The sequence below is a fragment of the Geodermatophilus sp. SYSU D01045 genome (genome assembly GCF_054050295.1).
The window spans coordinates 160,578-185,406 of the sequence record NZ_JBJGZB010000003.1; the positions used below are offsets into that span (position 1 = coordinate 160,578).

The following is a 24,829-nucleotide window of genomic DNA, read 5'->3' on the forward strand; positions in this document are numbered from 1 at the left end:
CCTAGGTGCAGCCGGCTCCGGGCACCCGTCCGGAGCCGGGACCTGTGGACGCCGGCCGGGCCTGTGGACGGCGGGGGCGGGACGGGGGCGGCGCGGCCTACGGTCCCCGACGTGCCCGCCACCTCCCCGCCCAGCGACGGCCGCGACGACGCGCCGGCGCCGCCCGTCGTGCCCGGCTACCGGCTCGACCGGCTGCTCGGCCGCGGCGGGTCCGGCGAGGTCTGGCGCGCCCGGCCCCGCGACGGCGGCGCGCCGGTGGCGGTGAAGCTGCTCGTGACCGGCGACGCCGAACGGCAGGCGCGGGAGGCGGCGCTGCTGGGCGCCCTCGACCACCCGCACCTGGTCCGGCTGCACGAGGTGGTGCACCAGCCCCGGCGCGGCGGACCGGCCCGGGTCGCGCTGGTCCTCGACCTGCTCGAGGGCGGCAGCCTGGCGGCCCTGCTGGCCCGGCGCGGCCGGCTGCGCCCCGGCGAGGTGGTCACCGCGCTGGCGCCGGTGGCTGCCGCGCTCGCCTGTGCGCACGAGCAGGGCGTCGTCCACGGCGACCTGTCCCCGGGCAACGTCGTCTTCACCGCCGAGGGGCGGCCGGTGCTCACCGACCTCGGCGTGGCGCGGGTGCTGGGCGAGGACGCCGCCGGTGAGGTGACGCCGGCCTACGTCGACCCCGCCGTCGCGCGCGGGAGCGCTCCCGGACCGGCCTCCGACGTCTTCGGTGTCGCCGCGGCCGCCTTCCACGCGCTGACCGGCGTCCCGCCGTGGAACGCCGCGACCCCCGCCGACACCCTCGCCGTCGCCGCCGTGGGCGAGCTGCCCGACCTCGCCGCGCTGGCCCCCGGCACGCCGGCCGCGCTGCTCGAGGTGGTCGGCCGTGGCCTGTCGGCCGATCCCCACGTGCGGGGACCGGCGGCGGCCTTCGCGCTCGACCTGCGGCACGCCTGCCGCCCGGAGCCGGTGCGGCTGCCGACGCCGGGGATCCCCGACGCCGAGCTGGCACGGACCGGCCGCGGGCCGCGCACCGAGCTGACCCACCAGCTGCCCGGGCGGCGCCGCCGGCCCGAGCCCGCCGAGGTCCGCGCGCCGTCGGACCGGTCCGGGTGGCCGGGGGGACCGGTCGCGCGGCGCGCGGCCGCGGCCGTCGCGGTCGCCGCCCTGGTGCTGGGCGCAGTGGCGCTCGGGCTGGCGCTGACCCGGTCCGGGCCCGGCGGTCCGGTGGTGCCGGCGGCATCTCCGGCTCCGGAGACCGCCGTCCCGGCGCCGTCCGCGGCGGCGCCGGTCCCGTCCTCCGCGCCGGCCGCATCCTCCGTGCCGGCCGCGTCCTCCGCGCCGGTCCCCTCCTCCGCGCCGGTCCCGTCCTCCGCGCCGGTCCCGTCCTCCGTGCCGGCCCCTCCGCCGGCGGGGGAGCAGGTCGACTGGACCGCCGTCCTCACCGATCTCTACGACCGCCGCGCACGGGCGTTCGCCACCGGCTCCCCGGCGCTGCTGGAGGAGGTCTACACGACCGACAGCCCGCTGCTGGCCGCCGACCGTGCCCACCTGGGCTCCCTCACCGGCGCCGGCGAGGTGCTGCGCGGCTTCGCCCCGTCGGTTTCCGACGTGACGGTCGAGCCCACGACCTCCGGGGACTCCGGGGACGGGTCCGTGCAGGTGCGGCTGGTCGACAGCTGGCCGGGGTACGCGGTCGTGGCGGCCGCGGCCCCGGACGGCCCGGTGCTGCGCACGGAGGCCGGCCGCGGCCGGGCCCCGGTGACGATGGTGCTGGTCCCCGTCACCGGCGGCTGGCGGATCGGGACGGCGGGGCGGCTGGCGTGAGGCCCGGCGGCGCGTCAGCCGCGACCGAGCGCCTCGCCGAGGGCGGAGGGCAGGTCCCGGTGCCGGAACGGGTAGCCGGCCGCGAGCAGCCGGGCCGGCACCGCCCGCTGCCCGGCGAGGACGCTGGAACGGCCGAACTCGCCGAGCGCCGACCGGACGGCGAAGCCGGGCACCGGCAGGACCGTCGGGCGGTGGACGGCGCGGCCCAGCTCCCGGACGAACTCGTCGTTGCGCACGGGGTCGGGACCGGTGACGTTGACCGGCCCGGACACCTCGTCGGCGGTCAGCAGGAAGCGGATGGCGCCCACCTGGTCGTCCAGGCTCACCCACGGCCAGTACTGCTGCCCCGACCCGATCCGGCCGCCGAGGCCGAACCGGAAGACCGTGCCGAGGATCCGCACCAGCATCGCGCCGCGGCCGATGACCAGGCCGGTCCGCAGCGTGACCACCCGGACGCCCGCCTCGGCCGCGGGGGCGGTGGCGGCCTCCCACTGCACGCAGACGCGGGCGAGGAAGTCGTCCCCGGGCGGTGCGTCCTCCTCGACCACCCGGTCACCGGTGTCGCCGTAGTAGCCGACCGCGGAGGCCGACAGCAGCACCCGCCTGCGCGAGGGGTCCTCGGCGGCCGCGGCGGCGAGCGCCTCGGCGATCGTGGTGGTGCTGTCCACCCGGCTGGTCAGCACGTCCCGCCGGTAGGCCTCGGTGAACGGGCGTGGCCGGATCGGGGTGCCGGCGAGGTTGACGACCGCGTCGACGTCGCGCAGCAGCGCCGGGTCGATCCGCCGGTGCTGGGGGTCCCAGCGGTGCTCGTCGGCGGTGCGGGGAGTGCGGCGCACCAGCCGGATGACCTCGTGCCCGTCGGCGCGCAGCGCCGGCACCAGCGTCGACCCGATGAGGCCGGAGGCCCCCGTGACGGCGATCTTCATGACCCTCCTCGTCCCCCCTGCCCGGTACGACGTCGGGCCCCGGCGCGTGCGCCGGGGCCCGACCGGGGGACGTCAGCTCAGGCCGAGCTCGCCCTGGAACTGTCCGGCCTCCAGCCGCTCCTTCACCGTGCCGAGGAACCGCGCGGCGTCGGCGCCGTCGACGATCCGGTGGTCGTAGGTGAGGGCCAGGTAGACCATCGACCGCACCGCGATGACCTCGCCGAGGTCGGGGTCCTGCACCACGACCGGGCGCTTGACCACGGTGCCGGTGCCCAGGATCGCCACCTGCGGCTGGTTGATGATCGGCGTGTCGAACAGCGCGCCGCGGCTGCCGGTGTTGGTCAGCGTGAACGTGCCGCCGCCCAGCTCGTCCGGGGTCACCTTGTTGAGGCGGGTGCGCTCGGCGAGGTCGGCGATCTTGCGGGCGAGCCCGCCGATGCTCAGGTCGCCGGCGCCGTGGATGACCGGCACGAGCAGGCCGCGCTCGGTGTCGACGGCGACGCCGAGGTTCTCCTGGTCGTGGTAGGTGACCGTGCCGGCCTCCATGTCGACCGAGGAGTTCACGGCCGGGTGGGCCTTGAGCGCCTCGACCGCCGCCTTGGCGAAGAAGGGCAGGAACGACAGCTTGACGCCCTCGCGGGCCTCGAAGTCCCGCTTCGCCCGGTCGCGCAGCTTGGCGATCCGGGTGACGTCGACCTCGACGACGGTGGTCAGCTGGGCGCTGACCGCCAGCGACTCGACCATCCGCCGGGCGATGACCCCGCGCAGCCGGGACATCTTCTCGGTGCGGCCGCGCAGCGAGGTGTCCGGCTGGGCCGCCGGCGACGGCGTGGTGGGCCGGGCGGCGGCAGCCGGAGCCGGGGCGGCCGCCGGAGCGGGGGCGGCGGCCGGGGCGGAGGCGGCCTCCGCGGCGGCCAGGACGTCCTGCTTGCGGATGCGGCCGCCGACGCCGGTGCCGGTGACGCCGGCCAGGTCGACGCCGTGCTCCGCGGCCAGGCGGCGCACCAGTGGCGTCACGTAGGTGCCGCCACCGTCGGCCGGAGCCCCAGCCGCGGGGGCGGCGCCGGCCGGGGCCTCCGCCCGCGCGGGCTGCGAGGGCTGGCTGCTCTGCTGCGCGCGGACGGTCTCGGCCTCGCCGGACCCGTAGTCGGCCCCGGCGGGGACCGACGGCGGCGCAGCCGGCGGCTGCGGCGCGGGCTGCTGCTCCTGGCGCGGCGCCGGAGCAGGAGCGGGGGCCGGGGCGGGAGCGGGAGCGGGGGCCTCCTGGGCGGCGGGTTCCGGGGCGGCGGGGGCGGAGGCGCCACCGCCGGCGGCGCCGGACCCGATCACGGCCAGCTGCGCGCCGACCTCGACGGTCTCGTCCTCGTTGACGGTGATCGACAGCAGCGTCCCCGACACCGGGGCCGGGATCTCCGTGTCGACCTTGTCGGTCGAGACCTCCAGCAGCGGCTCGTCCGCGGTGACCTCGTCGCCGACCGCCTTGAGCCAGCGGGTGACGGTGCCCTCGGTGACGCTCTCGCCGAGCGCCGGCATGGTCACCGGCGTCCCCTCGCCACCGCCCTGACCGCCGCCCTGGTCGGCGGGGGCCGGGGCCTCGGCGGCGGGAGCCGGCTGCGGCTCGTCCGCGGCGCCGGGGCCGGCGTCCTCCACCTGCTCGACCGGGGTCTGCGGGGTGGTGGCGTCCTCGGCGGAGGCCGGGCCGCCGGCACCCGCGCCGTCACCGTCGCCGCCGATCACGGCCAGCTCGGCGCCGACCTCGACGGTCTCGTCCTCGGACACGAGGATCTTGGTGAGGACACCCGCCGCGGGGGAGGGGATCTCGGTGTCGACCTTGTCGGTCGAGACCTCGAGCAGCGGCTCGTCGACCTCGACCTGCTCACCCTCCTGCTTCAGCCATCGGGTGACCGTGCCCTCGGTGACGCTCTCGCCCAGGGCGGGCATGGTGACGGAGGTCGGCATCGGGGCGGGGCTCCTTCGTGGTGGCGCGGGTGGGGGAGACGGAGAGCGGAGCCGGCCGGCTCAGCTGTGGGCGTGCAGCGGCTTGCCGGCCAGGGCCAGGTGGGCCTCGCCGATGGCCTCGCTCTGCGTGGGGTGCGGGTGGATCAGGGAGGCGACCTCGTCGGGGAGGGCCTCCCAGTTGAAGATCAGCTGCGCCTCGGCGACGAGCTCGCCGACCCGGCTGCCGACCATGTGCACGCCGACGACCGGGCCGTCCTTCTGGCGGATCAGCTTGACCGCGCCCTGGGTCTTGAGGATCTGGCTGCGGCCGTTGCCGCCCAGGTCGTAGACGAGGGTCTCGACGTCGCCGTACTCGTCGCGGGCCTGGGTCTCGGTCAGGCCGACCGAGGCGACCTCGGGGTCGGAGTAGGTGACCCGCGGGACGCCGGCGTAGTCGATCGGCACGACCGGGAGGCCGGCGAGCCGCTCGGCGACGAGGATGCCCTCGCCGAACCCGACGTGGGCCAGCTGCAGGGTCGGGATGAGGTCACCGACGGCGGAGATGGTCGGCACGTTGGTCTGGCAGTACTCGTCGACCAGCACGTAGCCGCGGTCCATCGCGACGCCGGCCTCCTCGTAGCCCAGGCCCTGGCTGACCGGGCCGCGGCCGATGGCCACCAGCACGATCTCGGCCTCGAACTCCTTGCCGTTCTGCAGGGTGACCTTGACGCCGTTCTCGGTGGACTGCACCGAGGACACCATGTTCCCGAGCTCGAAGTTGATCTTCCGGCGGCGGAAGGCGCGCTCGAGGAGCTTGGAGGAGTTCTCGTCCTCCAGCGGCACCAGGTGCTTGAGGCCCTCGATGATCGTGACGTCGACGCCGAAGGACTTCCAGGCGCTGGCGAACTCGCAGCCGATGACGCCGCCGCCGAGGATGATCGCCGAGGTCGGGACGCGGTCGAGCGCGAGCGCCTGCTCGCTGTCCAGGACGCGGACGCCGTCGAGCTCCACGCCCGGGATGGAGCGCGAGTAGGAGCCGGTGGCCAGCAGCACGTGGCGGCCCTCGTAGGTCTGCCCGTTCACCGCCACCGCGGTGGGGGAGACCAGCCGGCCCTCGCCCTCGACGTAGGTGATCTTGCGGCTCTTGATCAGGCCCTGCAGGCCCTTGTACAGCCGCGAGACGACGCCGTCCTTGTAGGAGTTGACGCCGTCCATGTCGATGCCGGCCAGCGAGGTCTTCACCCCGAACTGCTCGCCCTCGCGGGCCAGGTCGGCGACCTCGCCGGCGTGCAGCAGGGCCTTGGTGGGGATGCACCCACGGTGCAGGCAGGTGCCGCCGACCTTGTCCTTCTCGATCAGGACGACCGACATCCCCAGCTCCGCGGCCCGCAGCGCGGCGGCGTAGCCACCCGAGCCACCACCGAGGATGACCAGGTCGGCGGGGGTGGTGGGTGCGCTCACGACGTGCTCCTCGATGCTCTCGGCCTGCCCCACCCGATCGGGTGGGGGATGGTCCTCGACCATCCTGCCACTCCGGGTGACGGGGCAGGCCGAGGGCGGTTCCGTGCCGCGTGCGGCCGGGGTCCGCGGCTGCACGGGCGGTCAGCGGGTCAGCAGGTCCTCGATGGTCGCCAGCAGGGTGCGGACCGGCACCCCGGTGCCGCCCTTGGGCGTGTGGCCCCAGGGGGCGCCGGTGTTGAAGCTGGGGCCGGCGATGTCGACGTGCGCCCAGGGGAGCCCGGCCGGGACGAACTCGGCGAGGAAGTGCGCCCCGACGAGCATGCCGCCCATCCGGTCGGCGTTGGCGTTGACGAAGTCGGCGACCGGCGAGTCGATGCCGCGCCGCAGCTCCTCGGGCATCGGCATCGGCCACATCGGCTCGCCGCTGCGCCGGCTGGCCGCGACGACGGCGTCGCGCATGTCGTCGCTGCCCATGACGCCGGCGGTGCGCGCGCCGAGCGCGACCAGCTGCGCGCCGGTGAGCGTCGAGGTCTCGAGCAGGACGTCGGGGGCGTCCTCGGCGGCGCGGGCGATGGCGTCGGCCAGGATCACCCGGCCCTCGGCGTCGGTGTTGGTGATCTCGGCCTTCTTGCCGTTGCGGAAGGTGACCACGTCGGCCGGGCGGTAGGCGGTGCCGCTGGGCAGGTTCTCCGCCATCGGGACGGTGGCGGTCACCTCCACCGGCAGGCCGAGCTGGGCGACCAGGCACACCGTGGCGATCACGGCCGCGGCGCCGGCCATGTCGCTCTTCATCTCGTCCATCTTCGCGGCCGGCTTGATCGACAGGCCGCCGCTGTCGAAGGTGATGCCCTTGCCGACCAGGGCGACCTTCTTCTGCGCCTTCTTGCCCGTGTAGGTGAGGCGGAGCAGGCGCGGGCCGCGCACCGACCCGGCACCGACGGCCAGGATGCCGCCGTAGCCGCCGGCGACGAGGTCGTCCTCGTCGAGCACCTCCACCTTCAGGCCGGCGGCCTTGCCGGCGGCGGCGCCGCGGGAGGCGAGCTCGGCCGGGTAGAGGTCGTTGGGCGGGGTGTTGACCAGGTCGCGCACCAGCGCGACCGCGTCGGCGACGGCGCGGACCCGCGCCAGCGGGGCCTTGGCCGCACCGGCGTCGGGGACCACGACGGTGAACTCGCGCGGCGGGGTGGGCCGGTCGGCCGGCAGGTCGGACTTGTAGGCGGTGAACTCGTACGCGCCCAGCAGTGCGCCCTCGCCGACGGCGTGCAGCCGCTCGGCGTCCGGGGTCCCGCCGACGGCGGCCAGCAGGGTGACGACCGAGCCGCGGCCGGCCAGCGCGCGGCTGGCGGCGCCGGCGGCGCGCCGGATCGCCTCGGGGGAGTAGCCACCGGTGGCCTCGGGGGCGCCGAGGCCGACGGCGGCGACGACGGGGAACGGTCCCTGCCCGAGGCTGGCCACCCGGGTGACCTCGTCGGCGGCGCCGCGCGCGCCCAGGTCGGCCAGGGCGGGCAGCAGGCGGCCGCCCAGGAGCCGGTCCACCGCCTCCGCGCCGGGTGTGGGCAGCGGCCCGGAGGACCCCTTCCCGATGCCGACGACGACGGCGTCGGCGGGCGTCTTCTCGAGCGGGCGGTCGGTGGCGGTGATCGTGGGCGGCACCGCTCGATCCTAGGTCCCGGCCTCCGCGCGGTCCTGAGGACGGCGAAGTGTCGGCCTCCGCCGTCGCTACGGTGCGGGGGTGACCGCGCGGACCTCGCCCCTCCACGACCGCCACGTGGCGGCCGGCGCCAAGCTGGCCGACTTCGGCGGGTGGTCGATGCCGATCGAGTACGCCGGCGGCGGGGTGCTCGCGGAGCACGCCGCCGTGCGCGAGGCGGTGGGCCTGTTCGACGTCTCCCACCTGGGCACCGGCACCGTGCGCGGGCCGGGTGCCGCGGCCCTGGTCGACGCCTGCCTGACCAACGACCTCGGCCGGATCGGCCCGGGGCAGGCGCAGTACACGCTGTGCTGCGTCCCCGACGGCGAGGCCGACGCCGGCGGCGTGGTCGACGACCTCATCGTCTACCTGCACTCACCCGACGACGTGCTGCTCGTGCCCAACGCCGCCAACGCGCAGGAGGTCCTCGCGCGGATCGCCGCCGCCGCACCGGCCGGCGTCACGGTGACCGACCGGCACGAGGAGGTCGCCGTCCTCGCCGTGCAGGGGCCGCGCTCGGCCGCCGTCCTCGAGGCCGCCGGTCTGGCCGCGGGGCTGGACTACATGGCCTTCGCGGGTGGGGAGGGGCAGGAGGTCACCGTCTGCCGCACCGGCTACACCGGCGAGCACGGCTACGAGCTGCTCGTCGCCGCCGAGCGGGCCGGCGCGCTGTGGGACCGGCTGCTCGAGGCGGGCGCCGCCGAGGGCATCCGCCCGTGCGGGCTGGGCGCGCGGGACACGCTGCGCACCGAGATGGGCTACCCGCTGCACGGGCACGAGCTGTCCCGCGGGATCACCCCCAACCAGGCGCGCAGCGGCTGGGCGGTCGGGTGGAAGAAGCCCGCGTTCTGGGGCCGGCAGGCGCTGCTGGCCGAGCGGGAGTCCGGCGCGACGCGGCTGCTGTGGGGCCTGCGCGCCACCGGCCGCGGCATCCCGCGCCCCGGCATGGACGTCCTCGACGAGGCCGGCCGCCGCGTCGGCGAGGTCACCAGCGGCACGTTCTCCCCGACGCTGCGCACCGGGATCGCGCTGGCCCTGCTCGACGCCGCGGCCGGCATCGCCCCGGACACGCCGCTGGCCGTCGACGTCCGGGGCCGCCCGCAGCCCGTCGTCGCCGTCCGGCCGCCGTTCGTGCCCTCGCACGTGCGCTGAGGCAGCGCCCGGCGGGGGAGCGGCCTCAGGCCTTCTGCTTGGACTCCTTCGTCGGCTCGGGCGGGTCGGGGAGCTCGTCGGCCATCGTGGCGTTGCGCTCGCCCATGGGGACCGGTGGGCCCTCGGTGGTGTCCTCGGCCGTCTGGTGCTCGGACTCGGAGTTGATCTCCGCGCCCAGGAGCACCAGGTAGCAGGTGAGGTACAGCCACAGCATCAGCACGATGACGCCGGCGATGGCGCCGTAGGTCTTGTCGTACGAGCCGAAGTTGTTCACGTAGAAGCTGAAGCCCAGGCTGACCAGCGCCCAGATGACCGTCACGACGATCGCGCCGAGGCTGACCCACTTGAGCTTGGGTGCGTCGCGGTCGGGCGCCACCCGGTAGAGCACCGCCAGGGAGCCGGCGAACACCCCGAGCAGCAGCGCCCAGCGCACGACCTGCGCGAGGACCGTGCCGACGACGCCCAGCGGCAGCGCGTCGAGCACCGCCGGGACGACGGCGACCAGCGTGAAGGTGACCAGTACGAACACGATGGCGCCGAGGGTGAGCCCGAGCGCCATGGCCTTGCGCTTGACGAACCCGCGGGTCTCCACCTCGTCGTAGGCGATGTTCACGGCGGTGATCACGTTGCCGGTGCCGCCGGACGCCGACCACAGCGCGGCGAGCACCGAGACGACCAGCGACAGCGACAGCGCCCCGCCGCTGTTCTGGGTGATCGCGGTGAGCTGGTCGCCGATGAGGGTCGCCGCCTCGTCGGGGAGCTGCGCCGAGAGGCTCTCGACCTGCCGGGCGACGGTCTCCGGCGAGGCCACGAGGCCGTAGATGGAGATCGTCGCGATCAGCGCCGGGAAGATCGCGAGGAAGGCGAAGAACGCGACGCCGCCGGCGATGATCGGCATGTTGTCGGCGTTGTTCTCGGCCCACGCCCGCTTGACGATCTGCTTCCAGCCGCGCGGCGGGATCTGGGTGGGGGTGGTCGCGTGCACCCCAGGGAGCTCGGCCGGCGTCGGGCCGCCGGGCGGCACCCGGCCGGGATCGGCCTCCTCCCCCCGGGCGGCGCGCTCGGCCGCCTCCCGCGCGGCCGCCCGCCGGGCCGCCTTCTCCTCGACCCGCTCGCGGATCCGGTCGACCGCGCTGTCGCGCTGCCTGGTGCCGCTCATCTGCGGCCTCCTCCCGTCGGTCGACATCGCGCCGGGCGGCGTCAGTCGCCCGGCCAGCTGCCGGTGAGCTTGGTGAAGCCGCGCGCGCCGGCCCGGTCGATCGCCGCCTTGGTGGCGGCGAAGATGGCGCCCTGGATCGCCGCGGCGAGGACCACCTCGCGCATGCGGTACTCGCTCTGCAGCGCGTCGGGGGCGTCGTCCTCCCCGGAGATGCGCTTCCACACCTGTTTGAAGACCGCCCCGGAGACGACGCCGGCGAGGATGCCCCCCAGCAGGCCGACCGGGCGGTAGACGAGCTTCGCGCCCTTGCTGCTCACTTCCGCACCCTCCTCGCGGACCGGCGGGTCCGGTCCTTCGTCCTCCGCGCGTTCCTCGCGACCGCCCGGCGGGCCCGGGCCGCCTCGCGGGCCGCCTCCTTGCGGGCCCGGCGCGCCTCGGCGCGGGCCTGCGCCACGGCGGCGCCCGCCCCGGTGGCGGCGGCCGCGGCCCGACGGCGCTTGCGGCGCCGCCGCCACACGACCAGCCCGACGAGGCCGGCGAGCGCGGCGCCCGCGCCGATGACGGCGGGCGGGCTCTCGCGGTAGGTCTCGACGGCGGTGTCCTTGGCCCGCGCGGCGCCCTCCTTGGCCCGGGCGGGGACGTCGAGGCGGTGGCTGAGCTCGTCGACGGTGCGGCCGAGTTCCTCGCGGGTGGCCTCGATCTCGGCCTTGATGGCCTCGGGGTCGGTCGGGCCGTTCGCGGAGGCGGCGTCGTCGGGACGGGAGCTGCCGGACGGGGTGCTCATCGGCGCGCACTCTCCTTCACCGTCGCGATGTCGGCCTTGGTGCTGGCGATCGCCTCCGTGGGCACCGGCGGCGTGCCCTTCTGCACGTCCTTCTTGCCGACCAGCGCCAGGATCCCGGCGACGGCGAACAGCACGACCGCCACGATCAGCGCGGCGAGCCACGCGGGCAGGACGACGTCCAGGGCCAGGACGGCGGTTGCGACCAGCACGCACAGCCCGAGGAAGCCGAACAGGCCGGCGCCGCCGAACAGGCCCGCGCCGATGCCCAGCCGCTTGGCCTTCTGCGTCATCTCGGCCTGGGCCAGCCGGGCCTCGTCGCGGACCAGGCGGGACACCTGCTCGGTCAGCTGGCTGATCAGCTGACCGGTCGAGGCCTCGTCGGTCGACGGCGGCGGGGTCGTGGCGCGCGAGGCGCCCGCGGGGGGCACGGTCATCGGTCCTCCGGGAGAACGGGGCGGTCGATGACCTCCCATTCCCGCGGAGATCCGGGGCGTAACCACGCAGGTGGTCACACCCCGGACACGGCGCGGGCGGACGGCGGGGTCACTACCCTCGCGCCATGAGCTGGACGTGGCGGCTGGAGGACCCGACCGGCGCGACCCTGGACCCGGCCGCGCTCGGTGTCGAGGTGCCGCCCGCGGACAACCAGGGCGACGCCGAGTCGTGGCTGGGCGAGAACTGGCGGGACCTGCTGGCCCGGGGCGTGGCCGCGGTCAGCCTGTTCGACGGCGAGACCCGGGCCTACGGGCCGATGGCGCTGGCCCCGGCCTGAACCTCCGGTGGAGGTCCAGACCGGGGCGGTGCCGTTCAGCCCCGGGCGGTCTTCGCCGGGTCGCGCTCGACGACGTCGCCGAGCACCTCGTCGATGCGCGCCATCACGTCGTCCTCGAGGCGGACGCCCGCGGCCTTCACGTTGTCGTGCACCTGCTCCGGGCGGGTCGCGCCGATGATCGCCGCGGCCACGTTCTCGTTCTGCAGCACCCAGGCGACGGCGAGCTGGGCCATCGACAGGCCGAGGTCGTCGGCGACCGCGCGCAGGTCCTGCACGCGGGTGAGGACGTCGTCGGTCATGAGGCGCTGGATGAACCGGCCGGCCTCGGGGTCGGTGGCCCGGCTGCCGGCGGGCGGCTGCTCGCCGGGCCGGTACTTGCCGGTGAGCACGCCCTGGGCGAGCGGGGACCACACGATCTGCGAGACGCCCTCGCGCTGCGACGTCGGGACGACCTCGTCCTCGATGACCCGCCACAGCATCGAGTACTGCGGCTGGTTGCTGATCAGCTGGATGCCGAGCTCGCGCGCCAGCGCCGCGCCGGCGGCGATCTCCTCGGCCCGCCACTCGGAGACGCCGACGTAGAGGACCTTGCCCGCCCGCACCAGGTCGGCGAAGGCGCCCATCGTCTCCTCGAGCGGCACCGTCTCGTCGTAGCGGTGCGCCTGGTAGAGGTCGATGTGGTCGGTCTGCAGCCGCCGCAGCGAGGCGTAGCAGCTCTCCAGGACGTGCTTGCGGCCCAGACCGCGGTCGTTGGGGCCGGGGCCGGTGGGCCAGTAGACCTTGGTGAAGATCTCCAGGCCCTCGCGGCGCTGGCCGGCCAGGGCGCGGCCGAGCACCGACTCGGCGCGGGTGCCGGCGTAGACGTCGGCGGTGTCGAAGGTCGTGATGCCGGCGTCGAGGGCGGCGCGCACGCAGGCCTGCGCGGCGTCCTCCTCGACCTGGCCCCCGTGGGTGAGCCAGTTGCCGTAGGCGATCTCGGAGATGGTCAGGCCGGAACGGCCGAGGCGTCGGTACTCCACGTGGCCCGACGCTAGCCCCGGACCCCCGCACCCACCTGCTCAGGCCCGGGCCAGCCTCCCCGCCAGCCAGCCCGCGGCCGCCTCCGCGCGGTCGGGCCCGGCCACGGCGCGGACGAGCAGGACGCCGTCGAGGGCCGCCAGCAGGCCGGCGGCGGCCGCCTCGCGCTCGCCGTCGTCGACGGCCAGCCGCGGGCCCACCCAGCCCAGCCAGTCCTCGGCCACCCGGCGGGCGAGGTCGGCGTGGGGCTGCCGCCCGCGGGCGGCCAGTCCGCACACCTCCAGGTAGAGCCGGACGTGCGCCTCGGCCCCGGACTCCTGCAGGGCGGCCCACACCAGCGGCAGGAGTCGCCCGGGCGGGACGGCCCCGTCGGGGAGGGCGCCGGTGAGCCCGGCCTGCAGCTGCTCGCCGACAGCTCCGAGGACCGCGGCCAGGAGGTCGTCGCGGGTGCCGAAGTAGTAGAGGAGCATCCGGTCGCTGGTGCCCAGGGCCGCGGCCAGCGGCCGCAGCGAGAGGGTGGCCACCCCCTCGCGCAGGACGTGCTCGACCGCTCCCGCCAGGTACGCCGCACGCTGCTCGCCGTGCCTTGCCGCGCTCATGTAGCAGACGCTACATTCACGGGTGTGTAGCGACTGCTACACACCCCTCGGCACGAGGAGGCAACCATGCGGGAGACGACGGTGCCCACCCGGGTCGGGCCGGTCCGGGTGCGGCAGACGGGCGCGGTGGGGGAGCCCGCGGTGCTGGCGGTGCACGGCCTGCTCCTGGACGGCCGGCTGTGGGACCCGGTGGCCGAGCGGCTCGGGGGAGGCGTGAGGATCGTGGTCCCCGACCTGCCGCTCGGGGCCCACCGGCAGGCGGTGCCCGACCGGGGCGTGCTCACGCCGGAGCAGGTCGCCGGCGCGCTGGCCGACGTGCTCGACGGGGTGGACGCCGAGCGGGCCGTGCTGGTGGGCAACGACACCGGCGGGGCGCTGGTGCAGCTGGCCGCCGCGGCGGTGCCCGAGCGGGTCGCCGGGCTGGTGCTGGCCGGCTGCGACGCCTTCGAGCACTTCCCGCCGCCGCTGCTGCGTCCGCTCCCGCGCGTCGCCCGGGTGCCCGGGGTCGTACCGGCGGTGCTCCGGGTGCTCGCCGTCCCCCGGGTGCTGGCCCGGCCGGGGGTCCTGAACCCGTTCACCGCCCGCGGGTTCGGCCGGCCGCTGGTCGCCGACTGGCTGCGGCCGGCGCGCACCGATCCCGGCGTGCGGGCCGACTTGGCCGCGTTCGTGGCCGCCACCCGGCCCGGGCCGCTGCTGGCCGCGGTCCCGGCCCTCGGGGCGCTCGGCGTGCCCGCCGCGGTCGCGTGGGGCCGCCGCGACCGGGTCTTCCCGCCACGGGACGCCGAGCGGCTCGCGCAGCTGCTCGGCACCTCCGTCACCTGGCTCGACGACGCGCTGACGTTCGTGCCGTGGGACCGCCCGGACGCCGTCGCCGCGGCCGTGCGCTCCGTCGTCGGCGCGGCCGTGGGGTGACCGGCGCCCTCAGACCTCCGCGCCGACCGCGACCTCGGGCTTCGGGAAGCGCCAGCGGCGGATCATCGTCGCCCGGCTGACGCCGTACCAGACCAGGCCCTTCATCCGGTGCGGCTGGTCGGGGAAGCGCCGGCGCACGGTCTTCGAGATCCGCCGCCCCAGGAACACCGAGTCCACGATGATCACCAGGAAGAACAGGAACCAGACGAAGACCGTGTAGTTCTGCACCGCGGGGTTCGGGATGAAGTACCCGACCAGCACCAGCGCGGCGACCGGGAGGAAGAAGCTGCCGGCGTTGCGGCGCGCGTCGACCAGGTCGCGGACGAGCTTGCGCACCGGGCCGCGGTCGCGCGCCGGGAGGTAGGCGTCGTCGCCGCGGGCCATGCCCGCCCGGGTGTCGGCCCGCCGCTGCGCCTGCTGCTGGCGCATGCGGGCGTAGGCCTCCTTGCGCGTGGTGGGCGGCGGCGGGGGAGGGCCGGGACGGCGGCCCTGCGCCTCGGCGCGCTTGGGCGTCGGGCGGCCCTTGCCGCCGGCCTTCACCAGCTGCTGCTCGGTCAGGTCGGCGGCGGTGTCCGGGGCGGTCTCGGCGGCGCGGTCCCGGCGCCCGGGCAGGCGGAGCTTCACGTCCGCGAGTCTACGTGCGTCCCCGCGAGGGACTGGCCTCCCGCGGTGCGCGCCGTACAGTGGGAAGAGGGGCCGCCACGGCGGTGTTGACCCGCGGCAGGGAGTGCCGCAACGGACGCCCTCGGATGTGGGAGGACAGACATGACGGTGCAGGACACCGAGACCACCGGCAGCACCGGGGTGCTGCTCAGCGACCCGGCGGCCGCCAAGGTCAAGGCGCTGCTGGACCAGGAGGGCCGCGACGACCTGCGTCTGCGCATCGCCGTCCAGCCCGGTGGCTGCTCCGGCCTGCGCTACCAGCTCTTCTTCGACGAGCGGTTCCTCGACGGCGACCAGACCTACGAGTTCGGTGGCGTCGAGGTCATCGTCGACCGGATGAGCGGGCCGTACCTGGGCGGCGCGGTGATCGACTTCGTCGACACCATCGAGAAGCAGGGCTTCACGATCGACAACCCGAACGCGCAGGGCTCCTGCGCGTGCGGCGACTCGTTCCACTGAGGAAGGACCCCTCTGCCCCCCGGCACCTCGTACCTCGGCGCCGGGACCCTGCAGAGGGGCCGAACAGCAGAACGCAGAACGGCGCCCGTCCCCGGGAGGGGACGGGCGCCGTTCCGCGTTCTCAGAGCTTGACGGGGTAGACCGTCTCCGGGACGTCGACGACGATCCGCTCCTCGACGAAGATCCCGTGCCACACCATGAAGACCAGCACCGACCACAGCTGACGGGCGATGCGCTTGCTCGGCACCTCCTCGGTGCGCAGCCGGTCGAGCAGGCCGAGGACGACGTCGCGGTCCAGCCACTCCTGCGTCTGGCTCTCGGTGACGATCCCGCGGGCCCAGTCGTGCAGCGGGCCGGCGAGGAACTCCGCCGTCGGCACGGGGAAGCCGAGCTTGCGCCGGTTCATGATCCGCGGCGGCACGATCTGGCGCATCGCCTGGCGCAGCGCGTACTTGGTCGCGTCGCCGCGGCGCGGCACCCGCTGCCCGACCGGGAGCGAGCTCGCGATGGCGAACACCTCGGGGTCGAGGAACGGCACCCGCAGCTCGAGCGAGTTGGCCATGGTCATCTTGTCGGCCTTGACCAGGATGTCGCCGCGCAGCCAGGTGAACAGGTCGACGTACTGCATCGCCGTCACGTCGTCGTAGCCGGCCTCGCGGGTGCGCCGGTACAGGTCCTCGGTGACCGCGACGTGCGAGAGGTCGGGGTCGCGGCCGGGCAGCAGCGCGGCCAGCTCGTCGTCGCGCAGGTTGCGGGCGTTGCCGTAGTACCGCTGCTCGAGCGGGATCGACGCCCGGCGCAGCAGGTCCTGCCCGCGGACGCCCTCGGGCAGCACGTCGGCGATCCGGGCCATCGCCCGGCGGGCGGCCGGCGGCAGCTTCGACGCCCACGCGAGGCTGATCGGCTCGCGGTAGATGGTGTAGCCGCCGAACAGCTCGTCGGCGCCCTCGCCGGACAGCACGACCTTGACGTGCTTGCGCGCCTCGCGGGCCACGAAGTACAGCGGCACCAGCGCGGGGTCGGCGACCGGGTCGTCGAGGTACCAGACCACCTCGGGGATGGCCGCGGCGAACTGCTCGGCGGTGACCTCCACCGGCACGTGCTTGACGCCGAGGATCGACGCCGACTCGGCGGCGATCTCGATCTCCGACTGCGCCTGCCGCTGGAAGCCGACCGTGAACGTCAGCAGGTCCGGGTTGTACCGGTGCGCGAGCGCGGCGATCGCGGTGGAGTCGATGCCGCTGGAGAGGAACGAGCCGACGGTGACGTCGGCGCGCATGTGCTTGGCCACCGACTCGTCGAGCACCTCGGCGATGCGGTCGTAGAGCTCCTGCTCCCGGCCGGCGGGCACCGGCTGCGGCGTCCAGGCGGGGTGGAAGTAGCGCGCGGTGGACAGCTCGCCGTCGACGACGGTGAAGGTCGTGCCGCTCTCGATCCGGCGGATGCCGCGGTGCAGCGTCGCCGGCTCCGGCACGTACTGCAGCGTCAGGTAGTGCTGCAGCGACGCCGGGTCGACGCCGCCCGCGGCCGCGCTGCCGCCGAGCAGCTGCAGGAGCGCCTTCTTCTCCGAGCTGAAGACCAGCCCGCCGTCGGCCAGGCGCGCGGTGAACAGCGGCTTGATGCCGAACGGGTCGCGGGCGCCGAAGGCGGTGCGGGTCTCGGTGTCCCAGATGACGAAGGAGAACATCCCGCGCAGCCGCCGGACGACGTCCTGGCCCCACAGGTGGTAGCCCGCGACGATCGTCTCGGTGTCGCCGTGCGTGGCCAGCTGTGCGCCCGCGGCCTGCAGCTCCTCGCGCAGCTCGACGTAGTTGTAGATCTCCCCGTTGAACAGGATCCGGTAGCGGTCACCGGCGTAGGGGAGGGGCTGGGGGCTGCCCTCGACGTCGATGATCGACAGCCGGTTGAAGCCGAGGACGACGTTGCCGTCGGACCACACGGCGGTGTCGTCCGGCCCGCGGTGGTGCAGGCAGTGCAGCGCCGCGCGGACGTCGTCGACGTGGGCCTCGGAGACCCGGGGCGCGTCGGTGGACAGGTAGGCCAGCAGGCCGCACATGCGGGGTTCTCCGGGGAGTGAGGAGGACGGTCAGAGGGGTCGGCCGGCGCGGACGCGGGTGGTCACCCGGCGCTCCGCGACGAACGACACGAGGGGGACGACGCCGGCCAGCAGCACCAGGAGGGTGCCCTTGGCGGTGAACCGCGCCTTGAGGGCCAGGTCGAACGCCGTCGCGAGGTAGACGATGTAGAGCAGCCCGTGGACGGGTGAGACGACCGCGGACACCTCGGGGATCCCGGCCGCGTAGCGCAGCGGGATGGCGACGGCGACGAGCACCAGGAGCATCACGCCGACGGCGTAGGCCATGACGCGGTAGCGGGTGAGCGCGCCGGCCACCTGGGGGGTCAGCGTCGCCTGCTGCGGCTCAGCGGCCACCCGGACCCCGCTGACCGAGCGCCCGCTCGTTGAGCTCGGCGAGGTAGGCGTTGTAGGCGGCCAGCTCCGGGTCCCCGCTGGTGTCCACCCGCGGCCGCTGGTACAGGACGACGGCGGTGGTCGGCTCGTCCTCGTCGGGGTGGCGGTTCAGCTCGACGCGGACCATCCGGACGTAGAACCACAGGCCCATGAACCCGTACAGCGGCCACTGCAGCGCGTAGCTCCAGTTGACCGCTCCACCGCCGGCTTCGGCCTTGGTCAGCTGCCAGTAGCCGAGGAAGAAGGTGGCGACGAACAGGGCGGCCACCAGCAGGTGCAGCAGCACCCACCGGGGGGTCAGCAGCCGCGTCCACACGCCCTCGACTCTAACCGCCTCCATCGCGGTCGAGGCGGCACGGTGAGCAGGCCCACGAGCGGCCCGGTCACCGGCGTCCCGGTGGTCCCGGCCGACCCGCCGGTACCGGGTCTCCGGTGGTCGGCCGCCGTGCGGGGTCGGCTAGTCTCGGCCCAGACTGAGGTCGGCGCACGGACCAGGGCGGGCACCCCGCCCGCGGCCGCGCCGGGAGAGCCGCCCGGGAACCGCCGGGCGGAGGACGAGGAGGCAGCGGGCAGTGGCTCGACGCAGCAGGCTCGCGCGGGTCGCCGCGCTCGGTCTCCTGGGGGTGCTCACCCTCACCGGGTGCGACCTCAACAACGAGTTCTGGCGCTTCGGGTTCCCCGAGGGCGTGACCGAGGAAGCGACGGAGATCCGTCAGCTGTGGACCGGCTCGGTCATCGCGGCGCTGATCGTCGGCTTCATCGTGTGGGGTCTGATCATCTGGTCGGTGGTCATGCACCGGAAGAAGGGCGACGACCTGCCGCGGCAGACGGCGTACAACCTGCCGCTGGAGATCGCGTACTCGATCTTCCCGTTCATCATCATCGCGGCCCTGTTCTTCTTCACCGTCTCGGTGCAGAACGACGTGCAGGAGCGCAGCGACGACCCCGACACGACGATCGCGGTCAACGCCTTCAAGTGGAACTGGCAGTTCGTCTACCCGGAGACCACCGGTCCCGACGGCGAGCCGGTGAACACCGTCGGCGCGACCGACGAGATCCCGATCCTCGTGCTGCCGGTCGACCAGGACATCCGCTTCGAGGTCGCCTCCGCCGACGTCATCCACTCGTTCTGGGTGCCGGAGTTCCTCTTCAAGCTCGACGTCATCCCGGGCAACGAGAACGGCCGGGACAACGTCTTCGAGCTGCACCCGAACGAGGAGGGCGCCTACGTCGGGCGCTGCGCGGAGCTCTGCGGCTCGTACCACGCGTACATGAACTTCGAGGTCCGCGTGGTCAGCGCCGAGGACTACGAGGCCTACCTGGCCGCCCGTGAGTCGGGCCAGGACACCCGCGAGGCGCTCGAGAGCATCGGCCAGGACGGCGAGGCCATCACGACCGAGCCGTTCCGCGTGGGCGACGGCTACTACCAGCGTGCGGCCGACTGACGTGTCCACCGGCACCGAGGACCACCGCACCGACGCTGCGCAGGGAGGACGGCCGTGAAGGTCGAGGCGCTCATCTTCAACCTCATCGCGGTCTTCTGCATCGTCGCGGCGGCCGTGTACGGCTTCTGGGCGCAGGAGCCGATCGGCACGACGGCGCTGATCCTGTCCGGGGGGCTCACCGGCCTCATCGGCGGGTTCTTCTGGTTCATCTCCCGCCGCATCGACGCCCGGCCCGAGGACCGCAAGGACGCCGAGATCGCCGAGGGCGCCGGTGAGCTGGGCTTCTTCCCGCCGGCCAGCTACTGGCCCTTCGGCCTGGCTCTCTCCGCGGCCGTCACGGGCCTCGGTCTGGCCTTCTGGTACGACTGGCTGATCATCCTCGGCGTCGTGAGCCTGCTCGTGACCATCGCCGGCCTGCTGTTCGAGTTCTACGTCGGGCAGAACGCGCAGTCCAGCTGACGTCCCGTCGCTGACGAGGGCCCCCTCCCGCACCGCGGGAGGGGGCCCTCGTGCATCTGCAGGCCGGACGGGAGCTGCGCTCCGGTGCGGGGGAGAGCGCCGGCCTCCCCGCGCTGCTCGTCACGAGGGAGTCCGGGCAGGTGCTGAGCCGCTCCTGGGACGCCGCGAGAGCGGTGCCGAGGCCATCGATGACGGAGGGGCGCCCACGGGCCCACGAGACCCGCTGACGAGCGGCGGGGGGTACGCCGCCACGGCGCCCGGGCGGAGCACGGTCGCCGTCGTGGCGGGGCGTCCGACGACCCCGTGGGGGCTACGACGGCTGCGGTGGTGGCCGCGGCGGTCGCTCCCCGGGACGGGGGAGTGGGCCCTGGCGACCCGTCCCCCGACGGCGGGCCTGGGTCGGGCGCTGCGCCGCTGGTCCCCGCACGCCGTGGGTGCCGTGGCGGGCCCGACCGTCGTCGGCCGGCGTCGCCTCCGGCCGGGAGACGGGGTGCGGTGCCGTCGAGGTGTGCGGGCTGTGCGCGGCCCGCACACCCCACGCCGCGCGGTCTCCGGCGCTACGGCCCGGGGCTCAGCCCGTCCGGCCGACTGGGGCGCTCGTCCCGGAGATGCAGCAGGGCCCCGGTGGAGTGCTCCACCGGGGCCCTGCGTGCTGAGTGCGTCGCGTCAGTCGCGCGGCTCCTGTGGGCGTCCGCCCTCGGAGGGGCGACCCCCCTCGGCGGGACGGCCACCCTCGGCCGGGCGCCCACCGTCGGCCGGACGGCCGCTGGTGGTGAGCTCGCGGCCCGGCTCGGCCGCGGACAGGCCCCGCTCCTCGGCACGCTGCTCGATCTCCACCGCCGACGGCTCCTCGATCGGCGAGAAGAACCCGCGGATGGCGCGACGGGCGCCACCGACCTGGTTCATCTTCTTGGGCACCGGAGCGCCGCCGTAGGCCAGCTCGCTGTGGCCGTGCGCGTCCACCGGGCCGAGGGGCTGGTGGACCTCGATGAACTCACCGTGCGGCAGCCGGCGGATGACACCGGTCTCGATGCCGTGCTCGAGGACCTCACGGTCGTGCTGCTGCAGACCGAGGCAGATCCGGTAGGTGAGCACGTACGCGATGGGCGGCAGGACGATCAGGCCGATGCGGCCCATCCAGGTCATCGCGTTCAGGCTGATGTCGAACTTGTCGGCGATGACGTCGTTCGCACCCGACAGCAGCAGCACCACGTAGAAGGTGAGCGCCATCAGGCCGAGCGAGGTGCGCACGGGGACGTCGCGCGGGCGCTGGAGCAGGTGGTGCGAGGCGGTGTCGCCGGTCAGCTTCCGCTCCAGCACCGGGTAGGCGAGCAGGAGCGTGAAGATGATGCCGGGGAGCACGACCGTCGGCCAGAACAGCGCCGGGATGTTGTAGTTGCCCGGCAGGTAGATGTCCCAGGCCGGGAACAGACGGGTCGAGCCGTCGAGGAACATGACGTACCAGTCGGGCTGCGACGCCGAGGACACCTGCGCCGGGTTGTACGGGCCCCACAGCCACACCGGGTTGATCTGCACGAGGCCACCGAGGGCCGCGCAGACACCGAAGACCACCAGCAGCAGACCGGTCGCCTTGCCGGCGAAGGTCGGGAAGAGCCGGTTGCCGACCACGTTGTGCTCGGTGCGGCCCGGGCCGGGGAACTGGGTGTGCTTCTGCTTGACCAGGATCAGCAGGTGCAGCGCGATCAGCGCCAGGATGATCGCCGGGATGAGCAGCACGTGGGCGATGTAGAGCCGCCCGACGATCAGGTCCCCGACGTAGTCACCGCCGAAGACCGCCCAGTGCACCCAGGTGCCCACGACCGGGATCGACAGGATGATCGCCGACATGATCCGGAGGCCGGTGCCCGAGAGCAGGTCGTCCGGCATCGAGTAGCCGGCGAAGCCCTCGAAGATGCCGAGGATCAGCAGCGCGACACCGATGAGCCAGTTGGTCTCGCGCGGCCGGCGGAACGCGCCGGTGAAGAAGATCCGCAGCATGTGGCAGACGATCGCGGCCATGAACAGCAGCGCGGCCCAGTGGTGCATCTGCCGCATGAGCAGGCCGCCGCGGACGTCGAACGAGATGTCCAGCGTCGAGGCGTACGCGATCGACATGTCGACGCCGCGCAGGGGCGCGTACGAGCCGTCGTAGGTGACCTCGGTCATCGAGGCCTGGAAGAAGAACGTCAGGTACGTGCCGGTGAGCAACAGGATGATGAACGAGTAGAGCGCGATCTCCCCGAGGAGGAACGACCAGTGGTCGGGGAAGACCTTGTTCAGCGTCCGGCGGAGCGGACCGGCGACGATGAGCCGGTCGTCGACCTCGAGAGCGGCCTTGCCGAGGCGCGTGGTGGGCGCCCCCGGCGCGGTGGCGGTGCGAGCCATCAGATGCGCTCCCGGTTCCAGTAAGTGGGACCCACGGCCTCAATGTAGTCGCTGCGCGCGACGAAGAAGCCCTCGTCGTCGACCGTGATGGGCAGCTGCGGCAGCGAGCGGGTGGCGGGCCCGAAGACCGGCTTGGCGCCCTGTGTGACGTCGAACTGCGACTGGTGGCACGGGCAGAGGATCCGGCTGGTCTCCTGCTCGTACAGCGACACCGGGCAGCCGGCGTGCGTGCAGATCTTGGAGAAGGCGACGTAGTCGCCGTAGCCGAAGCCCTCCTGGCCCTCGCGCGGGACCGCCTCGGCCTGCTGCGCGGGGCGCAGCCGGATCAGCATCGTGGCGGCGTCGGACAGCCGGTTGCCGCCGGGGACGGCCGGGAAGACGGTCTCCAGCGAGCCGGGCACCTGGTCGCCGGGGCGGATCGGGGTGCCGTCGTCGCGGACGAGGCGGACGCCCTCGGCCCACTCGGTGGTACCCAGCGGGTTGCCGCGGTTCGGGTTCTTGATCAGGCCGCCGAGCGGGGCGATCAGCATCAGGCCCAGGCCGCCGCCCATGAACAGCAGGCTGCGGGTGAGGAGCTTGCGCCGCTTCAGGCCGCTGTTGTGCAGGCCGCCGACGAGCGTGGCGCCGGTGGTGACGCGGTCGAAGTGCGAGCCGTCGTGCTTGTCCTGCACCGCCGTCTCGTGCGGCAGCAGCTTCTTCGTGTAGAGCACCAGGCCCACGCCGAAGAAGGTGAACGCGAGGCCCATGAGTGCGCCGAGCAGCGGGGTGTAGAGCGTGCTGAAGGTGCCGCTGCCCAGCTCCCACTGCCAGTCGGGCAGGAACCAGCCGGCGCCGGCGTAGACGACGACGAAGGCGAACGCGGACAGCCCGGCCAGGCCGAACGTCAGGCCCACCTGGCGGACGGCGCGCCGCTCCAGCGCCGACCCGGGCTCGGGGCCCGGCTCGACGTGGAGCACCTCCACGCCGTCGTACCGGGCGCCGAGGCGGTCGAGCTCCTCGCGGGGGAGGGCCGCGAGCTGCTCGGGGGTGTAGTCGTCGTCCGGGCCGCCGTGCAGCGGGCCCGGGGTGTCCGCCCCGCCGGTCGAGCCGGGGCGGGTGTCGTGCGTGGTCACGCCTTGCTCCCCATCCAGAAGATCCCGAACATCAGCGCGGAGATCGCGACGGTCCAGATGACCAGGCCCTCGCTGACCGGGCCGATGCGGCCGATGCCCGCGCCGCCCGGGTCGGGCATGTCGGTGATCGTCTGGATGTAGTTGATGATCGCCCGCTTCTCCTCCGGGGTGATCTGGTTGTCCCCGAAGACCGGCATGTTCTCGGGGCCGGAGAGCATGGCGGTGTAGATCTCGAGGTCGTTGGCGTCCTCGAGGCTGGGCGCGTACTTGCCCGAGGAGAGCGCGCCACCCTCGCCGACGAAGTTGTGGCACTGCGCGCAGTTGAGCCGGAACAGCTCACCGCCGGCGGCCAGGTCGCCGTCGCGCAGGTCGCCCGAGGGGAGGGTCGGGCCGCCGCCGTTGGCCTGGACGTAGGCCATCAGCTGGTCGATCTCCTCGTCGGAGAAGATGGCCGGCTTGTCGGGGGCCTGGGCGCTCTGGCGGACCAGCGGCATGCGGCCGGTGTGCACCTGGAAGTACACGGAGGCCTCGCCGACGCCGATGAGCGAGGGGCCGCGGTTGGGCACGCCCTCGAGGTTCTCGCCGTGGCAGCTGATGCAGCTGCGCTCGTACAGCTCGCGGCCGGCGGCCTCGGCGCTGGACTCGCTGCCCTCGTCGGCGGCCTGGGCGCCCGGGGCGAGGGTCGAGTAGAGCGCGCCGGTCAGGACCAGCCCGGCCATCAGGGCGGCGACGTTGCCGACGCGGCGGCGCTGCTTCGAGCGGCGGCGGGCGCGGGCGGCGGCAGCCGGGGTCCCCTCGGCCGGGCGGCGGCGCGACCAGCGCGACCGCCGCGGCTCCTCGTCGGGCAGGGTGTCGGACTGCGGGTTCGTGGTGGACACCGGTTCCCTAGCGGATCAGGTAGATCGTGGCGAAGAGCCCGACCCACACGACGTCGACGAAGTGCCAGTAGTAGGAGACCACGATCGCCGAGGTCGCCTGCGCCGGCGTGAAGCGGCCCATGGTGGACCGGATGAGCACGTAGACGAAGGCCACGAGGCCGCCGATGACGTGCAGGGCGTGGAAGCCGGTCGTCAGGTAGAAGACCGAGCCGTAGGTGCTGCTCGAGATGGTGGTCGCGTGGTCGGTGACGAGCACCCGGTACTCGTTCGCCTGGCCCAGCACGAAGACCAGCCCCATGACGAAGGTGATCGTGAACCACCGGCGCAGGCCGTAGACGTTGCCGCTCTCGGCCGCGAACACGCCGATCTGGCAGGTGACCGAGGAGGCCACCAGGATCAGCGTGAAGACCAGCGCGTACGGCAGGTTCAGTTCGGTGGGTTCCGGGGGCCAGCCCTCGGTCGAGCGCGCCCGCGCGGTGAAGTACATGGCGAACAGCCCGGCGAAGAACATCAGCTCGCTGGAGAGCCAGATGATCGTGCCGACGCTGACCATGTTCGGTCGGGTCAGGGAGTGCACCCGCGAGGTGTCGAAGGTGCTGCTCGCCACGGGGGCCGTTGTCACGTCGCCCATCATGGCATCGGCCGCCGACGTGCACAGACCGTGGGTGGCACGGCGTGGCCGCGCCGTGACCCGCCCGAGACCGTCCCCCGGACGGGGGTCGCGCCCACCCGGACGGGA

At 74.4% G+C, this 24,829-nt stretch carries 25 protein-coding genes; 7 read left to right on the top strand and 18 right to left on the bottom strand.

Going from position 1 to position 24,829, the window contains the following annotated elements; translation table 11 throughout:
- Nucleotides 1-111: 111 nt before the first annotated feature.
- Nucleotides 112-1,809 carry a serine/threonine-protein kinase gene (locus ACI798_RS03975; RefSeq protein WP_457047296.1) on the top strand — a complete coding sequence of 566 codons (1,698 nt, stop codon included), beginning with the start codon at nucleotides 112-114 and terminating at the stop codon, nucleotides 1,807-1,809.
- A 14-nt stretch (nucleotides 1,810-1,823) separates the two neighbouring features.
- On the opposite strand, the gene ACI798_RS03980 is transcribed toward ACI798_RS03975, so the two are convergent.
- The 4 genes from ACI798_RS03980 to ACI798_RS03995 form a co-directional block, all read right to left on the bottom strand.
- Nucleotides 1,824-2,735 carry a TIGR01777 family oxidoreductase gene (locus ACI798_RS03980; protein ID WP_456941936.1) on the bottom strand — a complete coding sequence of 304 codons (912 nt, stop codon included), beginning with the start codon at nucleotides 2,733-2,735 and terminating at the stop codon, nucleotides 1,824-1,826.
- A gap of 72 nt (nucleotides 2,736-2,807) precedes the next feature.
- Nucleotides 2,808-4,694: a 2-oxoglutarate dehydrogenase, E2 component, dihydrolipoamide succinyltransferase gene (gene sucB / locus ACI798_RS03985; RefSeq protein ID WP_457047297.1), complete on the bottom strand. Its 1,887-nt coding sequence runs from the start codon at nucleotides 4,692-4,694 to the stop codon at nucleotides 2,808-2,810.
- Between the two features lie 60 nt (nucleotides 4,695-4,754).
- Nucleotides 4,755-6,134: a dihydrolipoyl dehydrogenase gene (gene lpdA, locus ACI798_RS03990; protein ID WP_457047298.1), complete on the bottom strand. Its 1,380-nt coding sequence runs from the start codon at nucleotides 6,132-6,134 to the stop codon at nucleotides 4,755-4,757.
- Nucleotides 6,135-6,275: 141 nt separating this feature from the next.
- Entirely contained in the window at nucleotides 6,276-7,787 is a 1,512-nt protein-coding gene (locus ACI798_RS03995; RefSeq protein WP_456941933.1) for a leucyl aminopeptidase, read from the bottom strand.
- Between the two features lie 79 nt (nucleotides 7,788-7,866).
- Between ACI798_RS03995 and gcvT the strand changes: the two genes are divergently transcribed.
- Nucleotides 7,867-8,976: a glycine cleavage system aminomethyltransferase GcvT gene (gene gcvT, locus ACI798_RS04000; RefSeq protein ID WP_457047299.1), complete on the top strand. Its 1,110-nt coding sequence runs from the start codon at nucleotides 7,867-7,869 to the stop codon at nucleotides 8,974-8,976.
- A gap of 25 nt (nucleotides 8,977-9,001) precedes the next feature.
- Here gcvT and ACI798_RS04005 read toward each other — a convergent pair whose 3' ends face one another.
- From ACI798_RS04005 to ACI798_RS04020, 4 genes are read right to left on the bottom strand one after another with little or no spacing between them, the layout of a single operon-like run.
- Nucleotides 9,002-10,135, bottom strand: coding sequence for a YihY/virulence factor BrkB family protein (locus ACI798_RS04005; protein WP_457047300.1), 1,134 nt, complete (start codon nucleotides 10,133-10,135; stop codon nucleotides 9,002-9,004).
- Nucleotides 10,136-10,176: 41 nt separating this feature from the next.
- Nucleotides 10,177-10,452: a DUF4235 domain-containing protein gene (locus ACI798_RS04010; RefSeq protein ID WP_456941930.1), complete on the bottom strand. Its 276-nt coding sequence runs from the start codon at nucleotides 10,450-10,452 to the stop codon at nucleotides 10,177-10,179.
- The gene (locus ACI798_RS04015; RefSeq protein WP_456941929.1) at nucleotides 10,449-10,919 is read right to left on the bottom strand and encodes a DUF3618 domain-containing protein; all 471 of its coding nucleotides are present in this window, start codon (nucleotides 10,917-10,919) and stop codon (nucleotides 10,449-10,451) included. The genes ACI798_RS04010 and ACI798_RS04015 overlap by 4 nt, the downstream gene beginning before the upstream one ends.
- Nucleotides 10,916-11,353 carry a phage holin family protein gene (locus tag ACI798_RS04020; RefSeq protein ID WP_456941928.1) on the bottom strand — a complete coding sequence of 146 codons (438 nt, stop codon included), beginning with the start codon at nucleotides 11,351-11,353 and terminating at the stop codon, nucleotides 10,916-10,918. The genes ACI798_RS04015 and ACI798_RS04020 overlap by 4 nt, the downstream gene beginning before the upstream one ends.
- Before the next feature lie 125 nt (nucleotides 11,354-11,478).
- Here ACI798_RS04020 and ACI798_RS04025 point away from each other — a divergent pair, with 125 nt between their 5' ends.
- Nucleotides 11,479-11,691 carry a hypothetical protein gene (locus ACI798_RS04025; protein WP_456941927.1) on the top strand — a complete coding sequence of 71 codons (213 nt, stop codon included), beginning with the start codon at nucleotides 11,479-11,481 and terminating at the stop codon, nucleotides 11,689-11,691.
- A 35-nt stretch (nucleotides 11,692-11,726) separates the two neighbouring features.
- Here the strand turns inward: ACI798_RS04025 and ACI798_RS04030 are convergent, their stop codons facing one another.
- Nucleotides 11,727-12,710, bottom strand: a complete 984-nt coding sequence (locus tag ACI798_RS04030; protein ID WP_457047301.1) for an aldo/keto reductase family protein — start codon at nucleotides 12,708-12,710, stop codon at nucleotides 11,727-11,729.
- A gap of 39 nt (nucleotides 12,711-12,749) precedes the next feature.
- Entirely contained in the window at nucleotides 12,750-13,307 is a 558-nt protein-coding gene (locus tag ACI798_RS04035; RefSeq protein ID WP_456941925.1) for a TetR/AcrR family transcriptional regulator, read from the bottom strand.
- Nucleotides 13,308-13,373: 66 nt separating this feature from the next.
- Between ACI798_RS04035 and ACI798_RS04040 the strand changes: the two genes are divergently transcribed.
- A complete protein-coding gene (locus ACI798_RS04040) occupies nucleotides 13,374-14,219 on the top strand; it encodes an alpha/beta fold hydrolase (protein ID WP_456941924.1) in 846 nt (281 codons plus the stop codon).
- 9 nt (nucleotides 14,220-14,228) lie between these two features.
- Here ACI798_RS04040 and ACI798_RS04045 read toward each other — a convergent pair whose 3' ends face one another.
- Nucleotides 14,229-14,843: a DUF3043 domain-containing protein gene (locus ACI798_RS04045; protein ID WP_457047302.1), complete on the bottom strand. Its 615-nt coding sequence runs from the start codon at nucleotides 14,841-14,843 to the stop codon at nucleotides 14,229-14,231.
- Between the two features lie 141 nt (nucleotides 14,844-14,984).
- Here ACI798_RS04045 and ACI798_RS04050 point away from each other — a divergent pair, with 141 nt between their 5' ends.
- Complete coding sequence (locus ACI798_RS04050) at nucleotides 14,985-15,341, top strand: HesB/IscA family protein (RefSeq protein ID WP_456875500.1); 357 nt, start codon at nucleotides 14,985-14,987, stop codon at nucleotides 15,339-15,341.
- 121 nt (nucleotides 15,342-15,462) lie between these two features.
- Here ACI798_RS04050 and asnB read toward each other — a convergent pair whose 3' ends face one another.
- From asnB to ACI798_RS04065, 3 genes are read right to left on the bottom strand one after another with little or no spacing between them, the layout of a single operon-like run.
- Nucleotides 15,463-17,397, bottom strand: a complete 1,935-nt coding sequence (gene asnB / locus ACI798_RS04055; protein ID WP_456943181.1) for an asparagine synthase (glutamine-hydrolyzing) — start codon at nucleotides 17,395-17,397, stop codon at nucleotides 15,463-15,465.
- Nucleotides 17,398-17,427: 30 nt separating this feature from the next.
- Nucleotides 17,428-17,772, bottom strand: coding sequence for a DUF3817 domain-containing protein (locus ACI798_RS04060; protein WP_456943180.1), 345 nt, complete (start codon nucleotides 17,770-17,772; stop codon nucleotides 17,428-17,430).
- Complete coding sequence (locus ACI798_RS04065; protein ID WP_456943179.1) at nucleotides 17,762-18,127, bottom strand: metalloprotease; 366 nt, start codon at nucleotides 18,125-18,127, stop codon at nucleotides 17,762-17,764. Before ACI798_RS04065 ends, ACI798_RS04060 begins: the two co-directional genes overlap by 11 nt.
- Nucleotides 18,128-18,383: 256 nt before the next feature.
- Between ACI798_RS04065 and ctaC the strand changes: the two genes are divergently transcribed.
- Both ctaC and ACI798_RS04075 read left to right on the top strand, forming a co-directional pair.
- Nucleotides 18,384-19,256: an aa3-type cytochrome oxidase subunit II gene (ctaC, locus tag ACI798_RS04070; RefSeq protein ID WP_456943178.1), complete on the top strand. Its 873-nt coding sequence runs from the start codon at nucleotides 18,384-18,386 to the stop codon at nucleotides 19,254-19,256.
- 54 nt (nucleotides 19,257-19,310) lie between these two features.
- Nucleotides 19,311-19,715, top strand: coding sequence for a cytochrome c oxidase subunit 4 (locus ACI798_RS04075; protein ID WP_456943177.1), 405 nt, complete (start codon nucleotides 19,311-19,313; stop codon nucleotides 19,713-19,715).
- Nucleotides 19,716-20,381: 666 nt separating this feature from the next.
- On the opposite strand, the gene qcrB is transcribed toward ACI798_RS04075, so the two are convergent.
- Genes qcrB through ctaE form a run of 4 tightly spaced genes read right to left on the bottom strand, consistent with a single transcriptional unit; the run spans nucleotide 20,382 to nucleotide 24,712 of the window.
- On the bottom strand, nucleotides 20,382-22,100 hold the full coding sequence (gene qcrB, locus ACI798_RS04080) for a cytochrome bc1 complex cytochrome b subunit (RefSeq protein ID WP_457047303.1): 1,719 nt from the start codon (nucleotides 22,098-22,100) through the stop codon (nucleotides 20,382-20,384).
- Complete coding sequence (gene qcrA / locus ACI798_RS04085; RefSeq protein ID WP_456943175.1) at nucleotides 22,100-23,212, bottom strand: cytochrome bc1 complex Rieske iron-sulfur subunit; 1,113 nt, start codon at nucleotides 23,210-23,212, stop codon at nucleotides 22,100-22,102. Before qcrA ends, qcrB begins: the two co-directional genes overlap by 1 nt.
- Complete coding sequence (gene qcrC, locus ACI798_RS04090) at nucleotides 23,209-24,090, bottom strand: cytochrome bc1 complex diheme cytochrome c subunit (protein WP_457047304.1); 882 nt, start codon at nucleotides 24,088-24,090, stop codon at nucleotides 23,209-23,211. The genes qcrA and qcrC overlap by 4 nt, the downstream gene beginning before the upstream one ends.
- A 7-nt stretch (nucleotides 24,091-24,097) precedes the next feature.
- Complete coding sequence (gene ctaE / locus ACI798_RS04095) at nucleotides 24,098-24,712, bottom strand: aa3-type cytochrome oxidase subunit III (RefSeq protein WP_456903167.1); 615 nt, start codon at nucleotides 24,710-24,712, stop codon at nucleotides 24,098-24,100.
- Nucleotides 24,713-24,829 lie beyond the last annotated feature (117 nt).

Bases quoted from the DNA above. Each gene is read 5' to 3' on its own strand.
- ACI798_RS04035 (WP_456941925.1), bottom strand. From the start codon at position 13,307: ATGAGCGCGGCAAGGCACGGCGAGCAGCGTGCGGCGTACCTGGCGGGA.
- ACI798_RS04050 (WP_456875500.1), top strand. From the start codon at position 14,985: ATGACGGTGCAGGACACCGAGACCACCGGCAGCACCGGGGTGCTGCTC.
- asnB (WP_456943181.1), bottom strand. From the start codon at position 17,397: ATGTGCGGCCTGCTGGCCTACCTGTCCACCGACGCGCCCCGGGTCTCC.
- qcrB (WP_457047303.1), bottom strand. From the start codon at position 22,100: ATGGCTCGCACCGCCACCGCGCCGGGGGCGCCCACCACGCGCCTCGGC.
- ACI798_RS04025 (WP_456941927.1), top strand. From the start codon at position 11,479: ATGAGCTGGACGTGGCGGCTGGAGGACCCGACCGGCGCGACCCTGGAC.
- ACI798_RS04015 (WP_456941929.1), bottom strand. From the start codon at position 10,919: ATGAGCACCCCGTCCGGCAGCTCCCGTCCCGACGACGCCGCCTCCGCG.
- sucB (WP_457047297.1), bottom strand. From the start codon at position 4,694: ATGCCGACCTCCGTCACCATGCCCGCCCTGGGCGAGAGCGTCACCGAG.
- ACI798_RS04005 (WP_457047300.1), bottom strand. From the start codon at position 10,135: ATGAGCGGCACCAGGCAGCGCGACAGCGCGGTCGACCGGATCCGCGAG.
- ACI798_RS03980 (WP_456941936.1), bottom strand. From the start codon at position 2,735: ATGAAGATCGCCGTCACGGGGGCCTCCGGCCTCATCGGGTCGACGCTG.
- ACI798_RS04020 (WP_456941928.1), bottom strand. From the start codon at position 11,353: ATGACCGTGCCCCCCGCGGGCGCCTCGCGCGCCACGACCCCGCCGCCG.
- ACI798_RS04040 (WP_456941924.1), top strand. From the start codon at position 13,374: ATGCGGGAGACGACGGTGCCCACCCGGGTCGGGCCGGTCCGGGTGCGG.